The organism is Variovorax sp. TBS-050B (genome assembly GCF_029893635.1).
Lineage (GTDB): Bacteria > Pseudomonadota > Gammaproteobacteria > Burkholderiales > Burkholderiaceae_C > Variovorax.
On record NZ_JARXYR010000002.1, the window covers coordinates 974,836 to 990,943 of the forward strand.

At 70.3% G+C, this 16,108-nt stretch carries 18 protein-coding genes and 1 pseudogene; 16 read left to right on the forward strand and 3 right to left on the reverse strand.

What is annotated here, in order from left to right:
• The first annotated feature begins 85 nt into the window (after nucleotides 1–85).
• The 6 genes from rutA to rutF all read left to right on the forward strand — a co-directional run bounded on the left by rutA (nucleotide 86) and on the right by rutF (nucleotide 4,393).
• The gene (rutA, locus tag M2165_RS07590; RefSeq protein ID WP_280814055.1) at nucleotides 86–1,198 is read left to right on the forward strand and encodes a pyrimidine utilization protein A; all 1,113 of its coding nucleotides are present in this window, start codon (nucleotides 86–88) and stop codon (nucleotides 1,196–1,198) included.
• A gap of 18 nt (nucleotides 1,199–1,216) precedes the next feature.
• Complete coding sequence (rutB, locus tag M2165_RS07595; protein ID WP_280814056.1) at nucleotides 1,217–1,996, forward strand: pyrimidine utilization protein B; 780 nt, start codon at nucleotides 1,217–1,219, stop codon at nucleotides 1,994–1,996.
• Between the two features lie 32 nt (nucleotides 1,997–2,028).
• Entirely contained in the window at nucleotides 2,029–2,421 is a 393-nt protein-coding gene (gene rutC, locus M2165_RS07600) for a pyrimidine utilization protein C (RefSeq protein ID WP_280814057.1), read from the forward strand.
• 5 nt (nucleotides 2,422–2,426) lie between these two features.
• Nucleotides 2,427–3,233 carry a pyrimidine utilization protein D gene (rutD, locus tag M2165_RS07605; protein WP_280814059.1) on the forward strand — a complete coding sequence of 269 codons (807 nt, stop codon included), beginning with the start codon at nucleotides 2,427–2,429 and terminating at the stop codon, nucleotides 3,231–3,233.
• Nucleotides 3,230–3,826 carry a malonic semialdehyde reductase gene (locus M2165_RS07610; RefSeq protein ID WP_280814060.1) on the forward strand — a complete coding sequence of 199 codons (597 nt, stop codon included), beginning with the start codon at nucleotides 3,230–3,232 and terminating at the stop codon, nucleotides 3,824–3,826. The genes rutD and M2165_RS07610 overlap by 4 nt, the downstream gene beginning before the upstream one ends.
• Before the next feature lie 66 nt (nucleotides 3,827–3,892).
• Nucleotides 3,893–4,393, forward strand: coding sequence for an NADH-dependent FMN reductase RutF (rutF, locus tag M2165_RS07615; RefSeq protein ID WP_348541058.1), 501 nt, complete (start codon nucleotides 3,893–3,895; stop codon nucleotides 4,391–4,393).
• Nucleotides 4,394–4,547: 154 nt separating this feature from the next.
• Here the strand turns inward: rutF and rutR are convergent, their stop codons facing one another.
• Complete coding sequence (gene rutR, locus M2165_RS07620) at nucleotides 4,548–5,252, reverse strand: HTH-type transcriptional regulator RutR (RefSeq protein ID WP_280814062.1); 705 nt, start codon at nucleotides 5,250–5,252, stop codon at nucleotides 4,548–4,550.
• A 214-nt stretch (nucleotides 5,253–5,466) separates the two neighbouring features.
• On the opposite strand from rutR, the gene M2165_RS07625 reads away from it, so the two are divergent.
• The 7 genes and pseudogenes from M2165_RS07625 to M2165_RS07655 all read left to right on the forward strand — a co-directional run bounded on the left by M2165_RS07625 (nucleotide 5,467) and on the right by M2165_RS07655 (nucleotide 12,386).
• A complete protein-coding gene (locus M2165_RS07625; RefSeq protein WP_280814063.1) occupies nucleotides 5,467–6,468 on the forward strand; it encodes a 2-oxoglutarate and iron-dependent oxygenase domain-containing protein in 1,002 nt (333 codons plus the stop codon).
• Nucleotides 6,469–6,491: 23 nt separating this feature from the next.
• Nucleotides 6,492–6,878, forward strand: a complete 387-nt coding sequence (locus tag M2165_RS07630; RefSeq protein WP_280814064.1) for a VOC family protein — start codon at nucleotides 6,492–6,494, stop codon at nucleotides 6,876–6,878.
• A gap of 62 nt (nucleotides 6,879–6,940) precedes the next feature.
• Nucleotides 6,941–8,045: pseudogene (locus M2165_RS07635) on the forward strand (BMP family ABC transporter substrate-binding protein).
• 25 nt (nucleotides 8,046–8,070) lie between these two features.
• Nucleotides 8,071–9,597 (forward strand): ABC transporter ATP-binding protein, encoded by a 1,527-nt coding sequence (locus tag M2165_RS07640; RefSeq protein ID WP_280814066.1) that lies wholly within the window; start codon nucleotides 8,071–8,073, stop codon nucleotides 9,595–9,597.
• A gap of 109 nt (nucleotides 9,598–9,706) precedes the next feature.
• Nucleotides 9,707–10,786, forward strand: a complete 1,080-nt coding sequence (locus tag M2165_RS07645; protein ID WP_280817491.1) for an ABC transporter permease — start codon at nucleotides 9,707–9,709, stop codon at nucleotides 10,784–10,786.
• On the forward strand, nucleotides 10,783–11,715 hold the full coding sequence (locus tag M2165_RS07650; RefSeq protein ID WP_280814067.1) for an ABC transporter permease: 933 nt from the start codon (nucleotides 10,783–10,785) through the stop codon (nucleotides 11,713–11,715). Before M2165_RS07645 ends, M2165_RS07650 begins: the two co-directional genes overlap by 4 nt.
• Nucleotides 11,712–12,386, forward strand: coding sequence for a cysteine hydrolase family protein (locus M2165_RS07655; protein WP_280814068.1), 675 nt, complete (start codon nucleotides 11,712–11,714; stop codon nucleotides 12,384–12,386). Before M2165_RS07650 ends, M2165_RS07655 begins: the two co-directional genes overlap by 4 nt.
• A 9-nt stretch (nucleotides 12,387–12,395) precedes the next feature.
• On the opposite strand, the gene M2165_RS07660 is transcribed toward M2165_RS07655, so the two are convergent.
• Nucleotides 12,396–13,154 carry a hypothetical protein gene (locus tag M2165_RS07660; RefSeq protein ID WP_280814069.1) on the reverse strand — a complete coding sequence of 253 codons (759 nt, stop codon included), beginning with the start codon at nucleotides 13,152–13,154 and terminating at the stop codon, nucleotides 12,396–12,398.
• A 44-nt stretch (nucleotides 13,155–13,198) separates the two neighbouring features.
• On the opposite strand from M2165_RS07660, the gene M2165_RS07665 reads away from it, so the two are divergent.
• From M2165_RS07665 to M2165_RS07675, 3 genes are all read left to right on the forward strand, one after another.
• Entirely contained in the window at nucleotides 13,199–13,801 is a 603-nt protein-coding gene (locus tag M2165_RS07665; RefSeq protein ID WP_280814070.1) for a LemA family protein, read from the forward strand.
• A gap of 131 nt (nucleotides 13,802–13,932) precedes the next feature.
• Entirely contained in the window at nucleotides 13,933–14,814 is an 882-nt protein-coding gene (locus tag M2165_RS07670) for a TPM domain-containing protein (RefSeq protein ID WP_280814071.1), read from the forward strand.
• Between the two features lie 2 nt (nucleotides 14,815–14,816).
• Nucleotides 14,817–15,350 (forward strand): TPM domain-containing protein, encoded by a 534-nt coding sequence (locus tag M2165_RS07675; protein WP_280814072.1) that lies wholly within the window; start codon nucleotides 14,817–14,819, stop codon nucleotides 15,348–15,350.
• A gap of 7 nt (nucleotides 15,351–15,357) precedes the next feature.
• On the opposite strand, the gene pdeM is transcribed toward M2165_RS07675, so the two are convergent.
• Entirely contained in the window at nucleotides 15,358–16,050 is a 693-nt protein-coding gene (pdeM, locus tag M2165_RS07680; protein ID WP_280814073.1) for a ligase-associated DNA damage response endonuclease PdeM, read from the reverse strand.
• Nucleotides 16,051–16,108: the final 58 nt, after the last annotated feature.

Here is a 16,108-nt window from a genome sequence, read left to right on the forward strand (position 1 = left end):
TCATAAGTCATTGATTTCAAAGAAATTATCGAACTGGCACGGCGCATGCAAGGAGCCTTCCGAACCCGCAACAGGAGCCCTTCCCATGAACGTCGGCATCTTCATTCCCATCGGCAACAACGGCTGGCTGCTGTCCGAGAACGCACCGCAGTACAAGCCCAGCTTCGAGCTCAACAAGCAGATCACGCTGAAGGCCGAGCACTACGGCGTCGACTTCGCGCTGTCCATGATCAAGCTGCGCGGCTTCGGCGGCAAGACGGAGTTCTGGGACCACAACCTGGAGTCCTTCACGCTCATGGCGGGCCTCGCCGCGGTCACGAGCCGGATCAAGCTCTTCGCCACCGCCGCCTCGCTGGTGATGCCGCCGGCCATCGTGGCGCGCATGGCCTCCACCATCGACTCCATCTCCAACGGCCGCTTCGGGCTCAATCTCGTCACCGGCTGGCAGCGGCCCGAGTACTCGCAGATGGGCCTGTGGCCCGGCGACCAGTTCTTCGGCACGCGCTACCAGTACCTGTCCGAATACATCCAGGTGCTGCGCGACCTCTGGGGCAAGGGCTCGTCCGACTTCAAGGGCGAGCACTTCAGGATGGACGACTGCCGCCTGAGCCCGCGTCCGCAGGCCGACATGAAGGTGATCTGCGCCGGCCAGAGCGACGCGGGCATGGAGTTCTCGGCCAGGTACGCCGACTACAACTTCTGCTTCGGCAAGGGCGTGAACACGCCCAAGGCCTTCGCGCCCGCGGCCGACAAGCTCATCGAGGCCACCGCGAAGACCGGCCGCAAGGTCACGACCTACGTGCTGATGATGGTGATCGCCGACGAGACCGACGAGGCCGCGCGCGCCAAGTGGGAGCACTACAAGGCCGGCGCCGACCACGAAGCCATCGCATGGCTGGGGCAGCAGGGCGCGGCCGACACGAAGTCCGGCACCGACACCAACGTGCGCCAGATGGCAGACCCGACCTCGGCCGTGAACATCAACATGGGCACGCTGGTGGGCTCCTACGCGAGCGTCGCGCGCATGCTGGACGAAGTGGCCGAGGTGCCCGGCACCGAAGGCGTGCTGCTGACCTTCGACGACTTCGTGCAGGGCATGGAGGCCTTCGGCGAGCGCATCCAGCCGCTGATGAAGAGCCGCGCGCACGTGCACAGCCCCGTGCCCTCGCAGGTCGAACCCGAGCGCCTCGCGGCCTGAGCGGAAAGGAGCACCACAATGACCACGCCCGCACGCAACACCACCCTCCGCTCGAACACGCCCGTCGGCGCACCGCGCGCGCCCGGCGCGCCCGCGCCGCTGATCCTGCCCGCGCGGCCCGAACCGCTGGCGCTGCACGCGAGCGACTCGGCGCTCATCGTGGTCGACATGCAGAACGCCTATGCCTCCCTCGGCGGGTATGTCGATTCGGCCGGCTTCGACATCTCCGGCGCGCAGGGCACCATCGCCGGCATCGTGCGCGCCATCGCGGCGGCGCGCGCGGCAGGCATGCTGGTCGTGTTCCTGCAGAACGGCTGGGACGCGGGCTACGTCGAGGCCGGCGGCCCCGGCTCGCCCAACTGGCACAAGTCGAACGCGCTCAAGACCATGCGCGCGCGACCCGAGCTGCAGGGCAAGTTCCTCGCCAGGGGCGGCTGGGACTACGAACTCATCGAGGAGATGAAGCCACAGCCCGGCGACATCGTGGTGCCGAAGACGCGCTACAGCGGCTTCTTCAACAGCACCCTCGACAGCACGCTGCGCGCGCGCGGCATCCGCCACCTGGTGTTCACCGGCATCGCCACCAACGTGTGCGTCGAATCGACGCTGCGCGACGCCTTCCACCTCGAGTACTTCGCCGTGATGCTGGAGGACGCCACGCACGAGCTCGGCGGACCGGCGATCCAGAAGGCCTCGGTCTACAACGTGGAGACCTTCTTCGGATGGGTCTCCACGGTGGACCACTTCTGCAGCATCTTCGCGCCAGCGCAGGCGACTGCCGAACCAGTCGTCGCCTGATCCATTTTTCTTCCCGAAGGAGCTCCGTTTCCATGCCCAAGCAAGCCATCATCCCGCCCGGCACCGGCGTGCCGCTCGCCCCCTACGTTCCCGGCACGCTCGCCGACGGCGTGCTCTACGTCTCGGGCACGCTGCCCTTCGACAAGGACAACAACGTGGTGCACGCGGGCGACGCCGCCGCGCAGGCGCGCCACGTGCTCACCACCATCCAGGGCGTGGTCGAGGCCGCGGGCGGCACCATGGACGACGTGACCTTCAACCAGATCATGCTCAAGGACTGGGCCGACTACGCGAAGATCAACGCGGTGTACGCCGAGTTCTTCCCCGGCACCAAGCCCGCGCGCTACTGCATCCAGTGCGGCCTGGTGAAGCCCGACGCGCTGGTCGAGATCGCCTCGATCGCCCACGTCGGCAGGAAGGCCTGAGCTTCATGGGCGCGCTGCACTACGAGGTTCACGGGCCGCGCGATGCAGCGGTCACGGTGCTGCTGTCCTCGGGCCTCGGCGGCTCGGCCGGCTTCTGGCAGCCGCAACTCGGCGCGCTGATTGCCGCCGGCTACCGCGTCGTCGCCTACGACCAGCGCGGCACCGGCCGCAGCCCCGCCGCGCTGCCCGAGGTCTATGCCATCGCGGACATGGCCCGGGACGTGATCGAGATCCTCGACGCGACGAACACCGCGCGGTGCCACTTCGCGGGCCATGCGCTCGGCGGCCTCGTCGGCCTGCAGCTCGCGCTCGACGCGCCTTCGCGCATCGCGAGCCTCGTGCTCGTCAACGCGTGGTCGAGGCCCAACCCGCATTCGGCGCGCTGCTTCGATGCAAGGCTCGCGCTGCTCGGCGCCTGCGGTGCGCGCGCGTACGTCGAGGCGCAGCCGATCTTCCTCTACCCCGCGGCCTGGGCCGCCGAGAACGCGCAGCGCGTGGCCGACGAAGTCGACCACGCCTTCGCGCACTTCCCGGGCGAGGCCAACATGCGCGCCCGCATCGCCGCGCTGCGCGCCTTCGACATCGATGCCCGTCTCGCCGACATCGCCGCGCCCGCCTTGATCGCCGCGGCCAGGGACGACACGCTGGTGCCCTGGACCTGCTCCCAGCGCCTCGCCGACGGCCTGCGCGACGTCACGCTCGACATCGTGCCGCACGGCGGCCATGCCCACAGCGTGACCGAGGCCGACGCCTTCAACCGCAGCCTGCTCGACTTTCTCTCGCGGGTCAGTGCACCCGCCGTTCCAGCATGACCACCACCCACACCCTCGACGACGCCGCGCTGTCGCTGCTCTTCACCGGCGCGCGCAGCCACAACGGCTGGACCGACGAGCCCGTCACCGACGCGCAGCTCGCGCAGGTCTACGCGCTCGCAAGCCTCGGCCCCACCTCGGCCAACTGCTCGCCCGCGCGCTTCGTCTTCGTGCGCACGCCCGAAGGCAAGCAGCGCCTCGCGCCGGCGCTCTCCAAGGGCAACCTCGACAAGACCATGGCCGCGCCCGTCACCGTCATCGCCGCGTGGGACCGCAGGTTCTACGACAGGCTGCCCACGCTGTTCCCGCATGCCGATGCGCGCAGCTGGTTCACCGGCAGCCCCGAGGCCGCGCACGAGACGGCCTTCCGAAACGCCAGCCTGCAGGCGGGCTACCTGCTGCTGGCGGCGCGCGCGGTCGGACTCGACGCGGGCCCGATGTCGGGCTTCGACAAGGCGAAGGTCGACGCGGCCTTCTTCGAGGGCACCGACTGGACCGTCAACTTCCTCATCAACCTCGGCCACGGCGACCCATCGAAGCTGTTCGGCCGGCTGCCGCGGCTGGCCTTCGACGAGGCCTGCCGGCTCGCCTGAAGGCGCCGTTACGACATGCCGAACGCCATGGCCTCCCACGCTCCCGCCTCACCGAACCCCGCCGTGATGCCGCCGGGCCTGCAGAAGGCCGACTTCCGCAATGCGATGGCGCGGCTGGGCGCGGCGGTGAACATCATCACCACCGACGGCCCCGCAGGCCGCGCGGGCTTCACCGCCTCGGCCGTGTGCAGCGTGACCGACGAGCCGCCGACGCTGCTGGTGTGCCTCAACCGCTCGGCCTCGGTGTACCCGGCGTTCAAGGCCAACGGCGTGCTGTGCGTCAACGTGCTGGCCGCAGGGCACCAGTCGCTGTCCGCCCTCTTCGGCGGCAAGACGCCGATGGACGAGCGCTTCGCCGCGGCCCGCTGGAGCCGCAACACCACCGGCTCGCCGGTGCTCGACGACGCGGCCGTGTCCTTCGACTGCCGGGTGGTGCATGCGACCAGCGCGGGCACGCACGACGTGCTGTTCTGCGAGGCCGTCGCCATTGCCATCGGTGGTGCGGCGCAGGGGCTCATCTACTTCGATCGCCGGTATCACGAGATCGCTGCGCCACCGCAGCACTGATCTTCTTGCCCCTCTGCATTCGCAGGCAGTGCCTTCGCGTCGCTCCTTCCCCCTCTGGGGGAAGGCTGGGATGGGGGCAGGCAGAGCGCTCGATGGATAGGCTGCTTGCCCCCACCCCCACCCTCCCCCAGCGGGGGAGGGAGCAAGGCAGCCCTCAGCGCGGCACGATGCCCTGCAGCACGATGCGCTGGATGTTCTCCACCGTGCGCTCGAAGAATCCCTCGTCTTCCAGCGTGTGCCCCGCGAGCGCCTGCACCTGCACGCCGAAGTCCGCGTAGTGCTGCGTCACGGCCCAGAGCGCGAAGACGAGGTGGTGCGGATCGACCGGCGCCAGCTTGCCCGCATCGATCCAGGCGCGGATCACTTCCGACTTCTTCTCCACCAGGGTGCGCAGTTCGCGGTCGAGTTCGTCGCGCAGCAGCGGCGCGCCCTGGATCATCTCCAGGCAGAAGAGCCGCGACGCATCGGGCCGGTCGCGCGAGATCACCAGCTTGCGGCGGATGTAGTCGCCGATGGCCTGGGCCGGGTCCTGCTCGGCGCTGAAGCCGCGCAGCGGTTCGAGCCACAGCGCGAGCAGGTCGCGCAGCACGCTGACGTAGAGCTCTTCCTTGTTCGCGAAGTAGTAGAGCAGGTTGCTCTTCGACACGTCGGCGCGCGCAGCCACCTGGTCGATGGAGGTGCCGTGCAGGCCGAAGCGCGAGAACAGCCCCAGCGCCGCGCCGAGGATCGCGCTGCGCTTGTCCTCGATCTGGCGCAGCCGGCGGCTCACCGCGGAGGCGCTGCGCACCGCCGGCTTCGCGCGCTTGCGCACGGGGCTTTGCTTGCTGGCGCTCGCGGCCAGTGCTTTGGTCTTCGGCATCTTCCCTCGCTGCTCCCTCGTTCGGTCCATCGGTGTCGCCTCTGCAGGCGTCAAGGCGCACCACTGTAAGGCCATGGTGCATCGCCTCGCGCCGGCATCGTCTTCGCGGCGCGCAATGCGCACCATGCTGACGCGACGGATGGGTTTTGTCCATTTGGTCCAACTGGCACAGACGTTGCATGGCGAAAGGCATGCCAAGCACGAGGAACCTGCCATGACCCTGCTTTCCGTCCCCATCATCGATCTCGCGCCCTACTTCGCCGGCACCGCCGAAGGCAAGGCGGAGGTCGCGAAGAAAGTCGACGAGGCCTGCCGCAGCATCGGCTTCCTGGTCATCACCAACCACGGCATCTCGCCCGAGCTGATCTCGCGCGTGTCCTCCCTCTCGCGCAGGTTCTTCGACATGCCGCTGGCCGAGAAGCGCAAGGTCGATCGTCCGCGCGAGGACGCGGTGCGCGGCTACAGCGCGGTGGGCGAGGAAGGCCTCTCCTACAGCCTCGAGGAAGCGGCGCCGGGCGACCTGAAGGAGTCGTTCTCCATCGGCCCCTCGAACGTGCCGGACGACGACTACCACCGCGGCCCGGCCGCCGGCCCGCACTTCGAGCCCAACAGCTGGCCCCCCATCGAGGGCTTCAAAGAGGCCTACGAGCAGTACTTCGAGGCGATGAGCGATCTCTCGCGCTCGCTGATGCGCGTCTTCGCGCTCGGCCTCTCGCTGCCCGAGACCTTCTTCGACGACAAGATCGACAAGCACATCAGCATGTTCCGCGTGCTGAGCTACCCGCCGCAGCGCGAGCAGCCGCTGCCCGGCCAGCTGCGCGCGGGCGCGCACAGCGACTACGGCAGCCTCACCATCGTGCTGCCCGACGACAAGGGCCTGCAGGTGTTCAACAAGGCCGGCCAGTGGGTGGACGTGCCGCAGGTCGAGGGCGGCCTGGTGGTCAACATCGCCGACCTCATGATGCAGTGGACCAACGACCAGTGGGTGTCCACGCTGCACCGCGTGATCAACCCGCCCTTCGAGGTCGCGAGCACCAACCGCCGGCAGTCGCTGGTGTTCTTCCACCAGCCCAACTACGACGCGATGGTCGAGTGCCTGCCGAGCTGCCTCGCGCCCGGCGAGCAGCCAAAGTACGCGCCCATCTCCTCGGGCGACCACCTCACCTCCAAGTTCGTCAAGCAGACGACCTTCGGCGGCACCAAGGTCGCGGCCTGATTCCTCGGAGGCGCCCGGATCACATGGCCCACCTGTCCTACGTCAACGTCTTCGCGAAGGACGTGGTCGCGCTCAGCGGCTTCTACCAGCGCGTGTTCGGCTTCCAGGAGATCGAGGCGATCCGCTCGCCCATCTTCCGCGGGCTGGACACCGGCAAATCGAGCCTCGGCTTCAACGCGCTCGATGCCTACGAGCTGCTGCACCTGGGCGAATTCGCCGACACGCGCGGCGTGAAGTTCCTGCTGAACATCGACGTCGACAGCCAGGCCGAGGTCGACCGCATGGTGCCGGTCGCGCTCGAGGCCGGCGCCACGCTCGTGAAGCCGCCCTATGTGACCTACTACGACTGGTACCAGTCGGTGCTGCTCGACCCCGAGGGCAACGTGTTCCGCATCAATTTCATGATGTAGCGGCGCGGCCTTTCATTTTTCTTTTCTCCCTCGTCCTCACGCTCCTCACGAAAGGTTGCTCCATGCCGCGCATCTCCTCCCACGGCCCGGCCCTCGGGCTGGCACTGACGCTCGCAGCCTGCGGCGCCTCGTTCTCGCTGCCGGCCGCCGCCGACGGCTTCACGCTGAAGGACAAGCCGAAGATCGCGATGCTCTACTTCGGCCCCAAGAACGACGGCGGCTGGACGCAGGCCTTCGACGAAGCCCGCGTGAAGATCGAGAAGGAGATCGGGCCAGAAGATCCAGTTCGTGGAGAACGTGCCCGAGGACGCCTCGGCCATCAAGCCCGCGGCGGAGAAGTTCATCCAGCGCGGCGCCAACATCGTGATCGGCACCGCCTTCGGCTATTCCGACAGCTTCAAGGACCTGGCTGCCAAGTACCCCGGCGTGGCCTTCCTCAACGGCTCGGGCACCACCAACGGCAGCAACCTCGAATCCTTCTACGGCCGCACCTACGAGAGCCAGTACCTCTGCGGCATGGCCGCCGGTGCCGCCTCGAAGACCGGCAAGCTCGGCTTCGTCGCGGCCAACCCCTTCGGCGTGGTGAACTGGACCATCAACGCCTTCGCGCTCGGCGCGCAGAAGATGAACCCCAACGCCACCGTCAACGTGATCTACACCGGCGCGTGGAACGACCCGGTGAAGGAGCGCGCGGCCGCCGCCGCGCTCATCGACCAGGGCGCCGACGTGATCGGCCAGCACGTGGACAGCCCCACGCCGCAGATCGTCGCGCAGGAGCGCGGCGTGTACGGCACCGGCCACCACCGCGACCTGCGCCAGTTCGCGCCCAAGGCCACGCTGTGTTCCTCCGTGTGGGTGTGGGACCGCTTCCTCGCGCCCGAACTCAAGAAGATCATGGCCGGCGGCTGGAAGCCCGCGCAATACGGCGCCTTCATCGAGATGAAGGACGGCGGCACCGACATCGCCGGCTTCGGCCCGGCCGTGCCCAAGGACAAGGCAGCGCTCATCACCGCCGAGCGCGACGCGATCATGAAGGGCAAGCAGATCTACGCCGGTCCGCTCGCCGACCGCGACGGCAAGGAGCGCGTGGCCAAGGGCGCGGTGCTCTCGGACGCCGAGCTCTGGAAGATGGACTGGTTCGTCAAGGGCGTGGTCACGCAGAAGTAGGCCCCGGGACAAGCCAAGGCCGCACATGCCCAACGCGCTCGAACTCACCGGCATCCGCAAGACCTTCGACGGCTTCGCGGCACTGACCGACGCCCACTTCGCGGCGCGCTGGGGCGAGGTGCACGCGCTGCTCGGGGAAAACGGCGCGGGCAAGTCCTCGCTGATGAACATCGCGGCCGGCCTCTACGCGCCCGAGGCCGGCCAGCTGCTGGTGGACGACAACGCGGTGCGCTTCGCCGGGCCGCGCGACGCGGCGAAGCACCGCATCGGCATGGTCCACCAGCATTTCAAGCTGGTGCGGCCGTTCACGGTGGCGCAGAACATCCTGCTCACCGCGCCGCCGCCTCCGGAGTTCCAGAGCCATGGCGAGCGGTTGCGCGAGATCACGCGCGACATCCGCAACAAGGCGGCGGAGCTGGGCTTCGACATCGATCCGGCGAAGCGCGTCGATGCGCTGTCGATCGCCGAGCAGCAGCGCGTGGAGATCCTCAAGGTGCTGCTGGCCGGCGCGCGCATCCTGATCCTCGACGAGCCCACGGCCGTGCTGACCGACCAGGAGGCCGCGCGCCTGCTGCAGACGGTGCAGGGCCTGGCACGCCAGGGCGCGGCCGTGGTGCTGGTCACGCACAAGATGGCCGACGTGAAGACCTACGCCGACCGCGTGACCGTCATGCGCGGCGGCCGCACCGTGGCCACGCTGAAGCCCGGCGATGCATCGGTGGCCGAGCTGGTGAAGCTCACGGTGGGCGAGTCGATCGCGGCGCAGGGCTTCGAGCCCTCGGCGGCGCCGCGCGGGCCGGTGCGCCTTTCGGTGCGCGGCCTGCGCACGCCCGCCTCGCCCGAAGGCCGCCGCGTGCTCGACGGCGTGGACCTCGACCTGCATGCGGGCGAGATCTACGGCCTGGCCGGCGTGGGCGGCAACGGCCAGGGCGAGCTGGCGGGCGCGATCATGGGCCTGCCGGGCGAGGCCACCGAAGGCGAGATCCGGCTCGAAGGCCATGGCGACCTCAAGACCATGCCCGCCGCGGTGCGCCGGGGCATCGGCATCGCCGCCATTCCGGCCGACCGCTACGGGCTCGCGCTCGCGGGCGGCCTCTCGGTGGCCGAGAACTACGCCATCGGCCGCGTGCACACCGGCCGCTACGGACCCGTGTGGCGCCTGCGCCGCAGCCGCATCCAGAGCGACACGCAGGAAGCGGTGCGCGCCTTCGACGTGCAGGGCGTGCGCTCGGTCGCGCAGAAGGCGGCGCTGCTCTCGGGCGGCAACGCGCAGAAGCTGGTGCTGGCGCGCGAATTCGGCAAGTCGCCCACGCTGGTGCTCGCGCACAGCCCGAGCCGCGGGCTCGACGTGCGCGCCAGCGCCGAGGTGCATGCGAGGCTGCGCGCCGCACGCGACGGCGGTGCGGCGGTGCTGCTCATCAGCGAGGACCTCGACGAGGTGCTGCAGCTCGCCGACCGCATCGGCGTGATGACGCGCGGGCGCATCGCCGGCGAGTTCGCGCAGCCCGCGGACCGGCAGGCCATCGGACAGGCGATGGTGGACCATGGCTGACGCCTCCCTCATGGCCGACGGGGCAGCGCGCGCTTCCACATCCGCCACGCCGCCCGCCAAGGCATCTGCTGCGGCCGTCGCGCACGAGGCGCCGCGCACGGCGCAGCCCATGCAGCCGCTGGCCCGCCGTCGCTACGCGCTCGAGATCCGCCAGCACATGCCGTGGCGCTGGCAGGCGCTGATCCTCGCGGCGGCGCTGCTCGTGGGCTTCGCCATCTCCGCGGCGATCCTCGTGGCCGCGGGCGTGCCCGCCGACGAACTCGCCAACGAGTTCGTGATGCAGACCTTCCTCGACGGCCAGAACTTCCGCGCCGTGCTGTTCCAGGCCGCGCCGATGATCCTCGTGGGCCTCGCGGGCGCCATCGCCTTCCGCGCGCGCTTCTGGAACCTGGGGCTCGAAGGCCAGATGATCTGGGGCGCCATCGGCGCGACCACCGTCTCGATGTGGCAGATCGGGCCCGAGAACCTGCGCCTGCCGCTGATGTTCATCGCGGCCATCGGCTGCGGACTGCTGTGGGTGCTGGGGCCCGTGTGGCTCAAGCTCAAGCTCGGCGTGAACGAGATCATCTCGACGCTGATGCTCAACTACATGGCGGCCAACTTCCTGCTGCACCTGGTCTACGGCAGCTGGAAGGACCCGAAGGACAACTTCCCCTACTCGCCGCAGTTCCGTGCCTTCGAGCGGCTGCCCGAGCTCGGCGCGGGCATCGGCAGCTCGATCCTGCTGGCGGGCATCGTCGCGCTGCTGGCGTGGTGGCTCGCGAGCGTGAGCCGCATGGGCCTGTACCTGCGTTTCGTCGATGCGAACCCGCGCGTGGCGCACGCCAGCGGCGTGCCGGTGCGACGCACCATCTACGGCGCGGTGCTGCTCTCTGGCGCGATGGCCGGGCTCGCGGGCTTCGCGGTGGTCGCGGGCCAGGAAGGCCGGCTCACGCAGGCCTTCTACCAGGGCTACGGCTTCTCGGGCATCCTCATCGCCTTCCTCGCGCGCAACAACCCGCTCGCGGCCACGGTGGTGGCGCTGCTGGTGGCCGCGCTCTTCGTCACCGGCCGCAGCCTGCAGGTGTTCTACCAGGTGCCGTTCTCGATGGTGCAGCTGATCCAGGCGGTGATCGTGGTGTGCGTGGCGTCGAGCGACTTCTTCATCCGCCACCGGCTGCGCCGCGTGGGCGGGGAGGCCGTGCAATGAACGGCGGCATCGTCCTCAACTGGCTCGCGAGCACGCCGGACTTCGCGGTGCCCTATGCGCTCGCCGCGCTCGGTCTCATCATCTGCGAGCGCGCGGGCGTGCTCGCGCTCGGCGCCGAGGGGCTGATGCTGGTCGGCGCGCTGGCCGGCATCGGCGCACAGATCGTGATCGGCCAGCCGGCCGTGTCGCTGGTGCTCGCGATGCTGGCGGCCAGCGTGGTGTCGGTGCTGTTCGCGGTGATGGTGATCTGGCTGCGCGTGAACCAGGTGATCGCCGGGCTCGCGCTGGTCTTCTTCTGCCAGGGGCTCACCGCGCTGGTGGGCTCGATGGCCGAGTGGACCAACCATGCGACCGAAGGCATCGGCACGATGGGCCTGTGGCCGCTGTCGCTGCTGCCGGGCGTGGGCCGCCTCTTCGAGCAGAACGCGATGGTGTGGCTCACGCTGCCGATCTTCGGCGCGGTGGCGTGGTTCTTCGCGCGCAGCGCGGCCGGCCTGCGGCTGCGCGCGGTGGGCGAGAACCCGCAGGCGGCCGACGCGGCGGGCCTTCGCGTGACCGCATGGCGCTTCGCCGCGGTGCTCGCGGGCTCGGCGCTGGTGGGGCTGGCGGGCGCCTACATCTCGGTGGTCAGCACCAAGCTGTGGATCGCGGGCATGACCGGCGGTCGCGGCTGGATCGCCGTGGGCCTCGTGATCTTCGCGCGCTGGTCGCCGTGGAAGGCGCTCGCCGGGGCGCTGCTCTTCGGCTGCATCGAGGCGCTGATTCCCCAGCTGGCCGCCGCCGGCGTGCAGCTGCCGCAGTACTTCGTGCTGATGACGCCGTATGCGGTGACGCTGGGCGTGATGGTGTGGGTCGCGCTCTCGCGGCGCGGCGCCGATGAAGAGCCCGGCGCGCTGGGCCAACCCTACGTGCGGGAAGAACGCCGATGAAGGCCTGGGTCTACGACGAGGAGCGCGAGCTCGATGCGGCGACCTTCGCCGACTACCTCGATCCCGCCACCACCGCGGTCGTCTCCATCGACATGCACCGCGGCCACCTCGACGACAGCCCCGACTGCCCCTGCCCCGCGCCGCGTGCGCGCGACGTGGTGGCGCCCATCGACGGCTTCCACGACGCGGTGCGTGCGCTGGGCGTGCGCATCGTGCACGTCAGGTCGGTGCTGCGGCCCGGCGGGGTGGACGACATCCACGGCATTCCGTCGGCATGGCGGCGCACCTTTCCGCTGCACGTGGGCGAGATCCCGAACGCCGACGCGCATGCCATCGAAGGCTCGAAGTGGACCGAGTGGGTCACGCGCGTGGAACCCGGCGACATGCGCGTGGACGGCAAGCGCCGGCTCTCGGCCTTCTACCCGACCGACCTCGACTTCCTGCTGCGCAACCAGCGCATCGAGACCGTGGTGCTCGACGGCGGCTTCACCGACTGCTGCGTGCTCAACACCGCCTTCGACGCCAGCAACCGCAACTACCGCGTGATCGTGCTGCGCGACCTGGTGCGCGGCACCGACGCGCACCTCGAGGGCGCGGCGCTGGCGATGGTGTCGCTGCACCTGGGGCTGGTGATGGATTCGCAGGAACTGCTGCGGCTGTGGCGCGGCTGAGGCTGAGCTTCAGCCCGGCACGCCGAGCCAGCGCGCGGCCACGGCCTGCATCTCGCCCTGGGCCGCTTCCCACACCAGCTCCGGCGCCGCCACGTGCACGCCGGGCGGCGCGATGCGCAGCGCCAGCTCGACCAGCTCGGCCACCTTCGAAGCGCGCACCGGCTGCTCGCTGCTCGGCACCATGTAGCGCAGGGTCGAGAGCATCCAGTCGGCCAGCCGCTCGGCGGGCCCGCGAAGCCGCGCGTTCGCCGGCCGGCGCGCCGAGCGCACGAGGAGCACGCGCTCGAAGCCGCAGGCCACCACCGCATGTTCGTCGAGGCTCGCGAGGCCGCGCTTGAGCGCCTCGGGCAGCCGCCCCTGGTCGTGCGGCTGCACGATCGCGAGCGTGTGGACGCCGCAGCTGCGCAGCCAGCGCGCGAGCGCCGGCAGTTCGCCGGGCTGCGGCGCCCAGAAGGCGCGTTCGCGGTCGTGGTAGAGCCGCGGCGGATCGAAGGCCACCACCGCCGCCTCGGCCGAGGTCGGCGGCCACTCGGCGATCGGCGCCTCGGGCGCGAGGCAGCTCTCGACGCCGCGCATGCCGTCGCGCACCGGTTCGCGCGCGAGCAGCCGCACGTGCGCGAAGCGGCGGTTGCCGGCGAACAGCCGCACGAGTTCCTGCCCGAGCGCGCCGGTCGCGCCCGCGACCAGCACCGTGCCCGCGAGCGCCGCCTTCGTGGGTGGCTGGACGCGGTTCGCTGCCTGCAGGGCATGGAGAGGATCGAGGGACATGGCGGTCTATGCTAACTTCCGGCACTTCTGCGGAGGTAATGCAAATGACGATCCTGAAACGCTGGTTCCTGATTCTTGCCGCCGTGCTCTCGCTCAGCGGCTGCGGCTACAACCAGTTCCAGTCGCTCGACGAGGCCAGCAAGTCGGCCTGGAGCGAGGTCCTCAACCAGTACCAGCGGCGCGCCGACCTGGTGCCCAACATCGTCGCCACCGTCAAGGGCGAAGCGGCCTTCGAGCAGGACACGCTCACCAAGGTGATCGAGGCGCGCGCGAAGGCGACCTCGATCCAGGTCACGCCCGAGACGCTCAACAACCCGGAAGCCTTCAACAAGTTCCAGCAGGCGCAGGGCGAGCTCGGCTCGGCGCTGTCGCGGCTGATGGTGGTGGCGGAGCGCTATCCCGAACTCAAGGCCAACCAGGCCTTCCGCGACCTGCGCGTGACGCTCGAAGGCACCGAGAACCGCATCACCGTGGCGCGCAACCGCTACATCCAGACGGTGCAGGAGTACAACGTGCTCGCACGCAGCTTCCCGACCAACCTGACGGCGAAGATCTTCGGCTACGACCCCAAGCCCAACTTCTCGGTGCAGAACGAGGCGCAGATCTCGACCCCGCCGACGGTCGACTTCAGCGCGCCGAAGAAGTAGCTCCCCCAGGCTTCGTGCACTTCGTGTCACTGCGCCGACCCCCTCGCCGGGGGCAACACCTGCGGCCCGGCAGAGCCGGTTCCGCGGTGTTCCTGGCATGGTGCGCGCGGTGGATTGCGGCCGTTTGCCTGGTGCTCGCCGCGGCCAGCGCACTCGCGCAGGGCCTGCTGCCGATTCCCGCACTCACGGCCCGCGTGATCGACCAGACCGGCACGCTCGACGCCGCGCAGCGCGCGGGCCTCGAGACCAAGCTCGCGGCCTTCGAGCAGCGCAAGGGCTCGCAGATCGCGGTGCTGATGGTGCCGACCACGCAGCCGGAAGACATCGCGAGCTACGCGCAGCGCGTGGGCGATGCCTGGAAGATCGGCCGCCGCGACGTGGGCGACGGGCTGCTCGTGATCGTCGCCAAGGACGACCGCAAGATGCGCATCGCCACCGCCAAGGCGCTCGAGGGCGCGGTGCCCGACCTCGCGGCGGTGCGCATCATCGACGAGGAGATGAAGCCGCGCTTTCGCAACGGCGACTTCTCGGGCGGGCTCAACGCAGCGGTCGACCGGCTGATCGGGCTGGTCGACGGCGAGCCGCTGCCCGAGCCGGCGCGTGAAGGCGGCGCGGACGCGGACAAGGACTTCGACTGGGAGAACCTCGCGATCTTCCTGTTCGTGGGCGTCTTCATCGGCGCGCCGATCGTGCGCGCCCTGCTCGGCAAGACGCTGGGTTCGGTGGTCATGGGCGGCGGCATCGGCGCGGTCGCCTTCTTTCTGACCACCAGCGTCGTGATCGCAGTGATCGCGGGCATGGTCGCGCTGATGGTGTCGCTGTTCTCGGCGGTCGCGGCGACGGCGCCGAACCTCGGGCGGCGCGGCGGCGGGGGTGGTGGTGGCGGCGGATTCGGCGGCTGGGGCGGCGGCGGTGGCGGCTGGAGCAGCGGCGGCAGCAGCGGCGGCGGCGGGGGCTTCAGCTCCGGCGGCGGCGGCGATTTCGGCGGCGGCGGCGCCTCGGGAGACTGGTAGGCATGGCAGCAGCAACACCGACCACCTTCTTCGGCTGGCTGGCCCGCGCCTGGCGCCACCGCTGGATGGATGCGTCCGACGTGCGGCGCGTGCTGCCGCCCGAGGCGATGGAGCGCCTCGCCGCGCGCGTGGCCGCGAGCGAGCGGCGCCACAGCGGCGAGATCCGCATCTGCGTCGAAGCCGGGCTGCCGTGGTCCTACCTGCGGCGCAATGCCCCGCCGCGCGAGCGCGCGGTGACGCTGTTCGGCAAGCTGCGCGTCTGGGACACGGCGCACAACAACGGCGTGCTGATCTACCTGCTGCTGGCCGAACATGCGATCGAGATCGTGGCCGACCGCGGCATCGACGCCCACGTGGACGATGCCGAATGGGCCGCCATGGCGCAGCGCATGGGCGCAGCCTTTCGCGAAGGGCGCTTCGAGGACGGGCTCACGCAGGCGCTCGAGGAGATGTCGGCCCTGCTGGTGGCGCACTTCCCGCTCGCGGACGACCAGCCGGACCGCAACGAGCTGCCGGACGCGCCGGTGGTGCTCTGAGCGCGGCTCAGGCCGGGGCCGGCAGCGCCCACACCGCGGCCCCGCCCACGGCATGGAAGCGCCGCCCCGGCGCGCGCTCCACCAGCCAGCCGCCGGTGAACTCGCCGAAGGCCGGCAGCACCGCGCGCCGCGGCTCGCTGACGAAACACGGCAGCCGCACGCTGTCGCGGCCCGGGCCGTAAAGCTTGCACACCGGGTGCAGATGGCCGGCGAGCACGAAATGCGTCGCATGGTCCTGCGGATGGTGGCAGCACGCGAACGGCCCGATCAGCCAGGGCTCGTTCACCACCTCGATGCCGAGCGCGGCCGGCGGGTCGCCGGCGCGGCTGTCGTGGTTGCCGCGCACCAGCGTCATGTCGACGGCCGCATGCGCGGCGCGCCAGTCGGCGAGCGCGGCGAGCACCTGCGGCGTGCGCGCCTGGGCCGCATGCAGGAAGTCGCCGAGGAAGACGATGCGCTGCGGTGCCTGCGCCGCGATCAGCGCATCGAGGCGCGCGAGGTTCTGCCGCGTGGTGCCGCCCGGCACCGGCTGCCCGAGCGCGCGGTAGGTCGCCGCCTTGCCGAGGTGCAGGTCGGCGACGAACAGCACGCGGCGCTCGGGCCACCAGACGGCGCGCTCGGGCAGCAGGCACAGCGTTTCGCCGGCCCAGCGGACCGGGGCCGCGGCAGCGGAGGATGGGGAAAGCGGCGCGGAACTCACGGAACGACGAGTGTCGCAAAACCGCGGCACGCCGGCCGCGGCCTTGCAATTCACCCCT

Excerpts from the sequence above, each read along its gene's own strand:
- rutA (WP_280814055.1), top strand. The coding sequence starts at position 86 with ATGAACGTCGGCATCTTCATTCCCATCGGCAACAACGGCTGGCTGCTG.
- rutB (WP_280814056.1), top strand. The coding sequence starts at position 1,217 with ATGACCACGCCCGCACGCAACACCACCCTCCGCTCGAACACGCCCGTC.
- rutC (WP_280814057.1), top strand. The coding sequence starts at position 2,029 with ATGCCCAAGCAAGCCATCATCCCGCCCGGCACCGGCGTGCCGCTCGCC.
- rutD (WP_280814059.1), top strand. The coding sequence starts at position 2,427 with ATGGGCGCGCTGCACTACGAGGTTCACGGGCCGCGCGATGCAGCGGTC.
- M2165_RS07610 (WP_280814060.1), top strand. The coding sequence starts at position 3,230 with ATGACCACCACCCACACCCTCGACGACGCCGCGCTGTCGCTGCTCTTC.
- rutF (WP_348541058.1), top strand. The coding sequence starts at position 3,893 with ATGCCGCCGGGCCTGCAGAAGGCCGACTTCCGCAATGCGATGGCGCGG.
- rutR (WP_280814062.1), bottom strand. The coding sequence starts at position 5,252 with ATGCCGAAGACCAAAGCACTGGCCGCGAGCGCCAGCAAGCAAAGCCCC.
- M2165_RS07625 (WP_280814063.1), top strand. The coding sequence starts at position 5,467 with ATGACCCTGCTTTCCGTCCCCATCATCGATCTCGCGCCCTACTTCGCC.
- M2165_RS07630 (WP_280814064.1), top strand. The coding sequence starts at position 6,492 with ATGGCCCACCTGTCCTACGTCAACGTCTTCGCGAAGGACGTGGTCGCG.
- M2165_RS07640 (WP_280814066.1), top strand. The coding sequence starts at position 8,071 with ATGCCCAACGCGCTCGAACTCACCGGCATCCGCAAGACCTTCGACGGC.
- M2165_RS07645 (WP_280817491.1), top strand. The coding sequence starts at position 9,707 with ATGCAGCCGCTGGCCCGCCGTCGCTACGCGCTCGAGATCCGCCAGCAC.
- M2165_RS07650 (WP_280814067.1), top strand. The coding sequence starts at position 10,783 with ATGAACGGCGGCATCGTCCTCAACTGGCTCGCGAGCACGCCGGACTTC.
- M2165_RS07655 (WP_280814068.1), top strand. The coding sequence starts at position 11,712 with ATGAAGGCCTGGGTCTACGACGAGGAGCGCGAGCTCGATGCGGCGACC.
- M2165_RS07660 (WP_280814069.1), bottom strand. The coding sequence starts at position 13,154 with ATGTCCCTCGATCCTCTCCATGCCCTGCAGGCAGCGAACCGCGTCCAG.
- M2165_RS07665 (WP_280814070.1), top strand. The coding sequence starts at position 13,199 with ATGACGATCCTGAAACGCTGGTTCCTGATTCTTGCCGCCGTGCTCTCG.
- M2165_RS07675 (WP_280814072.1), top strand. The coding sequence starts at position 14,817 with ATGGCAGCAGCAACACCGACCACCTTCTTCGGCTGGCTGGCCCGCGCC.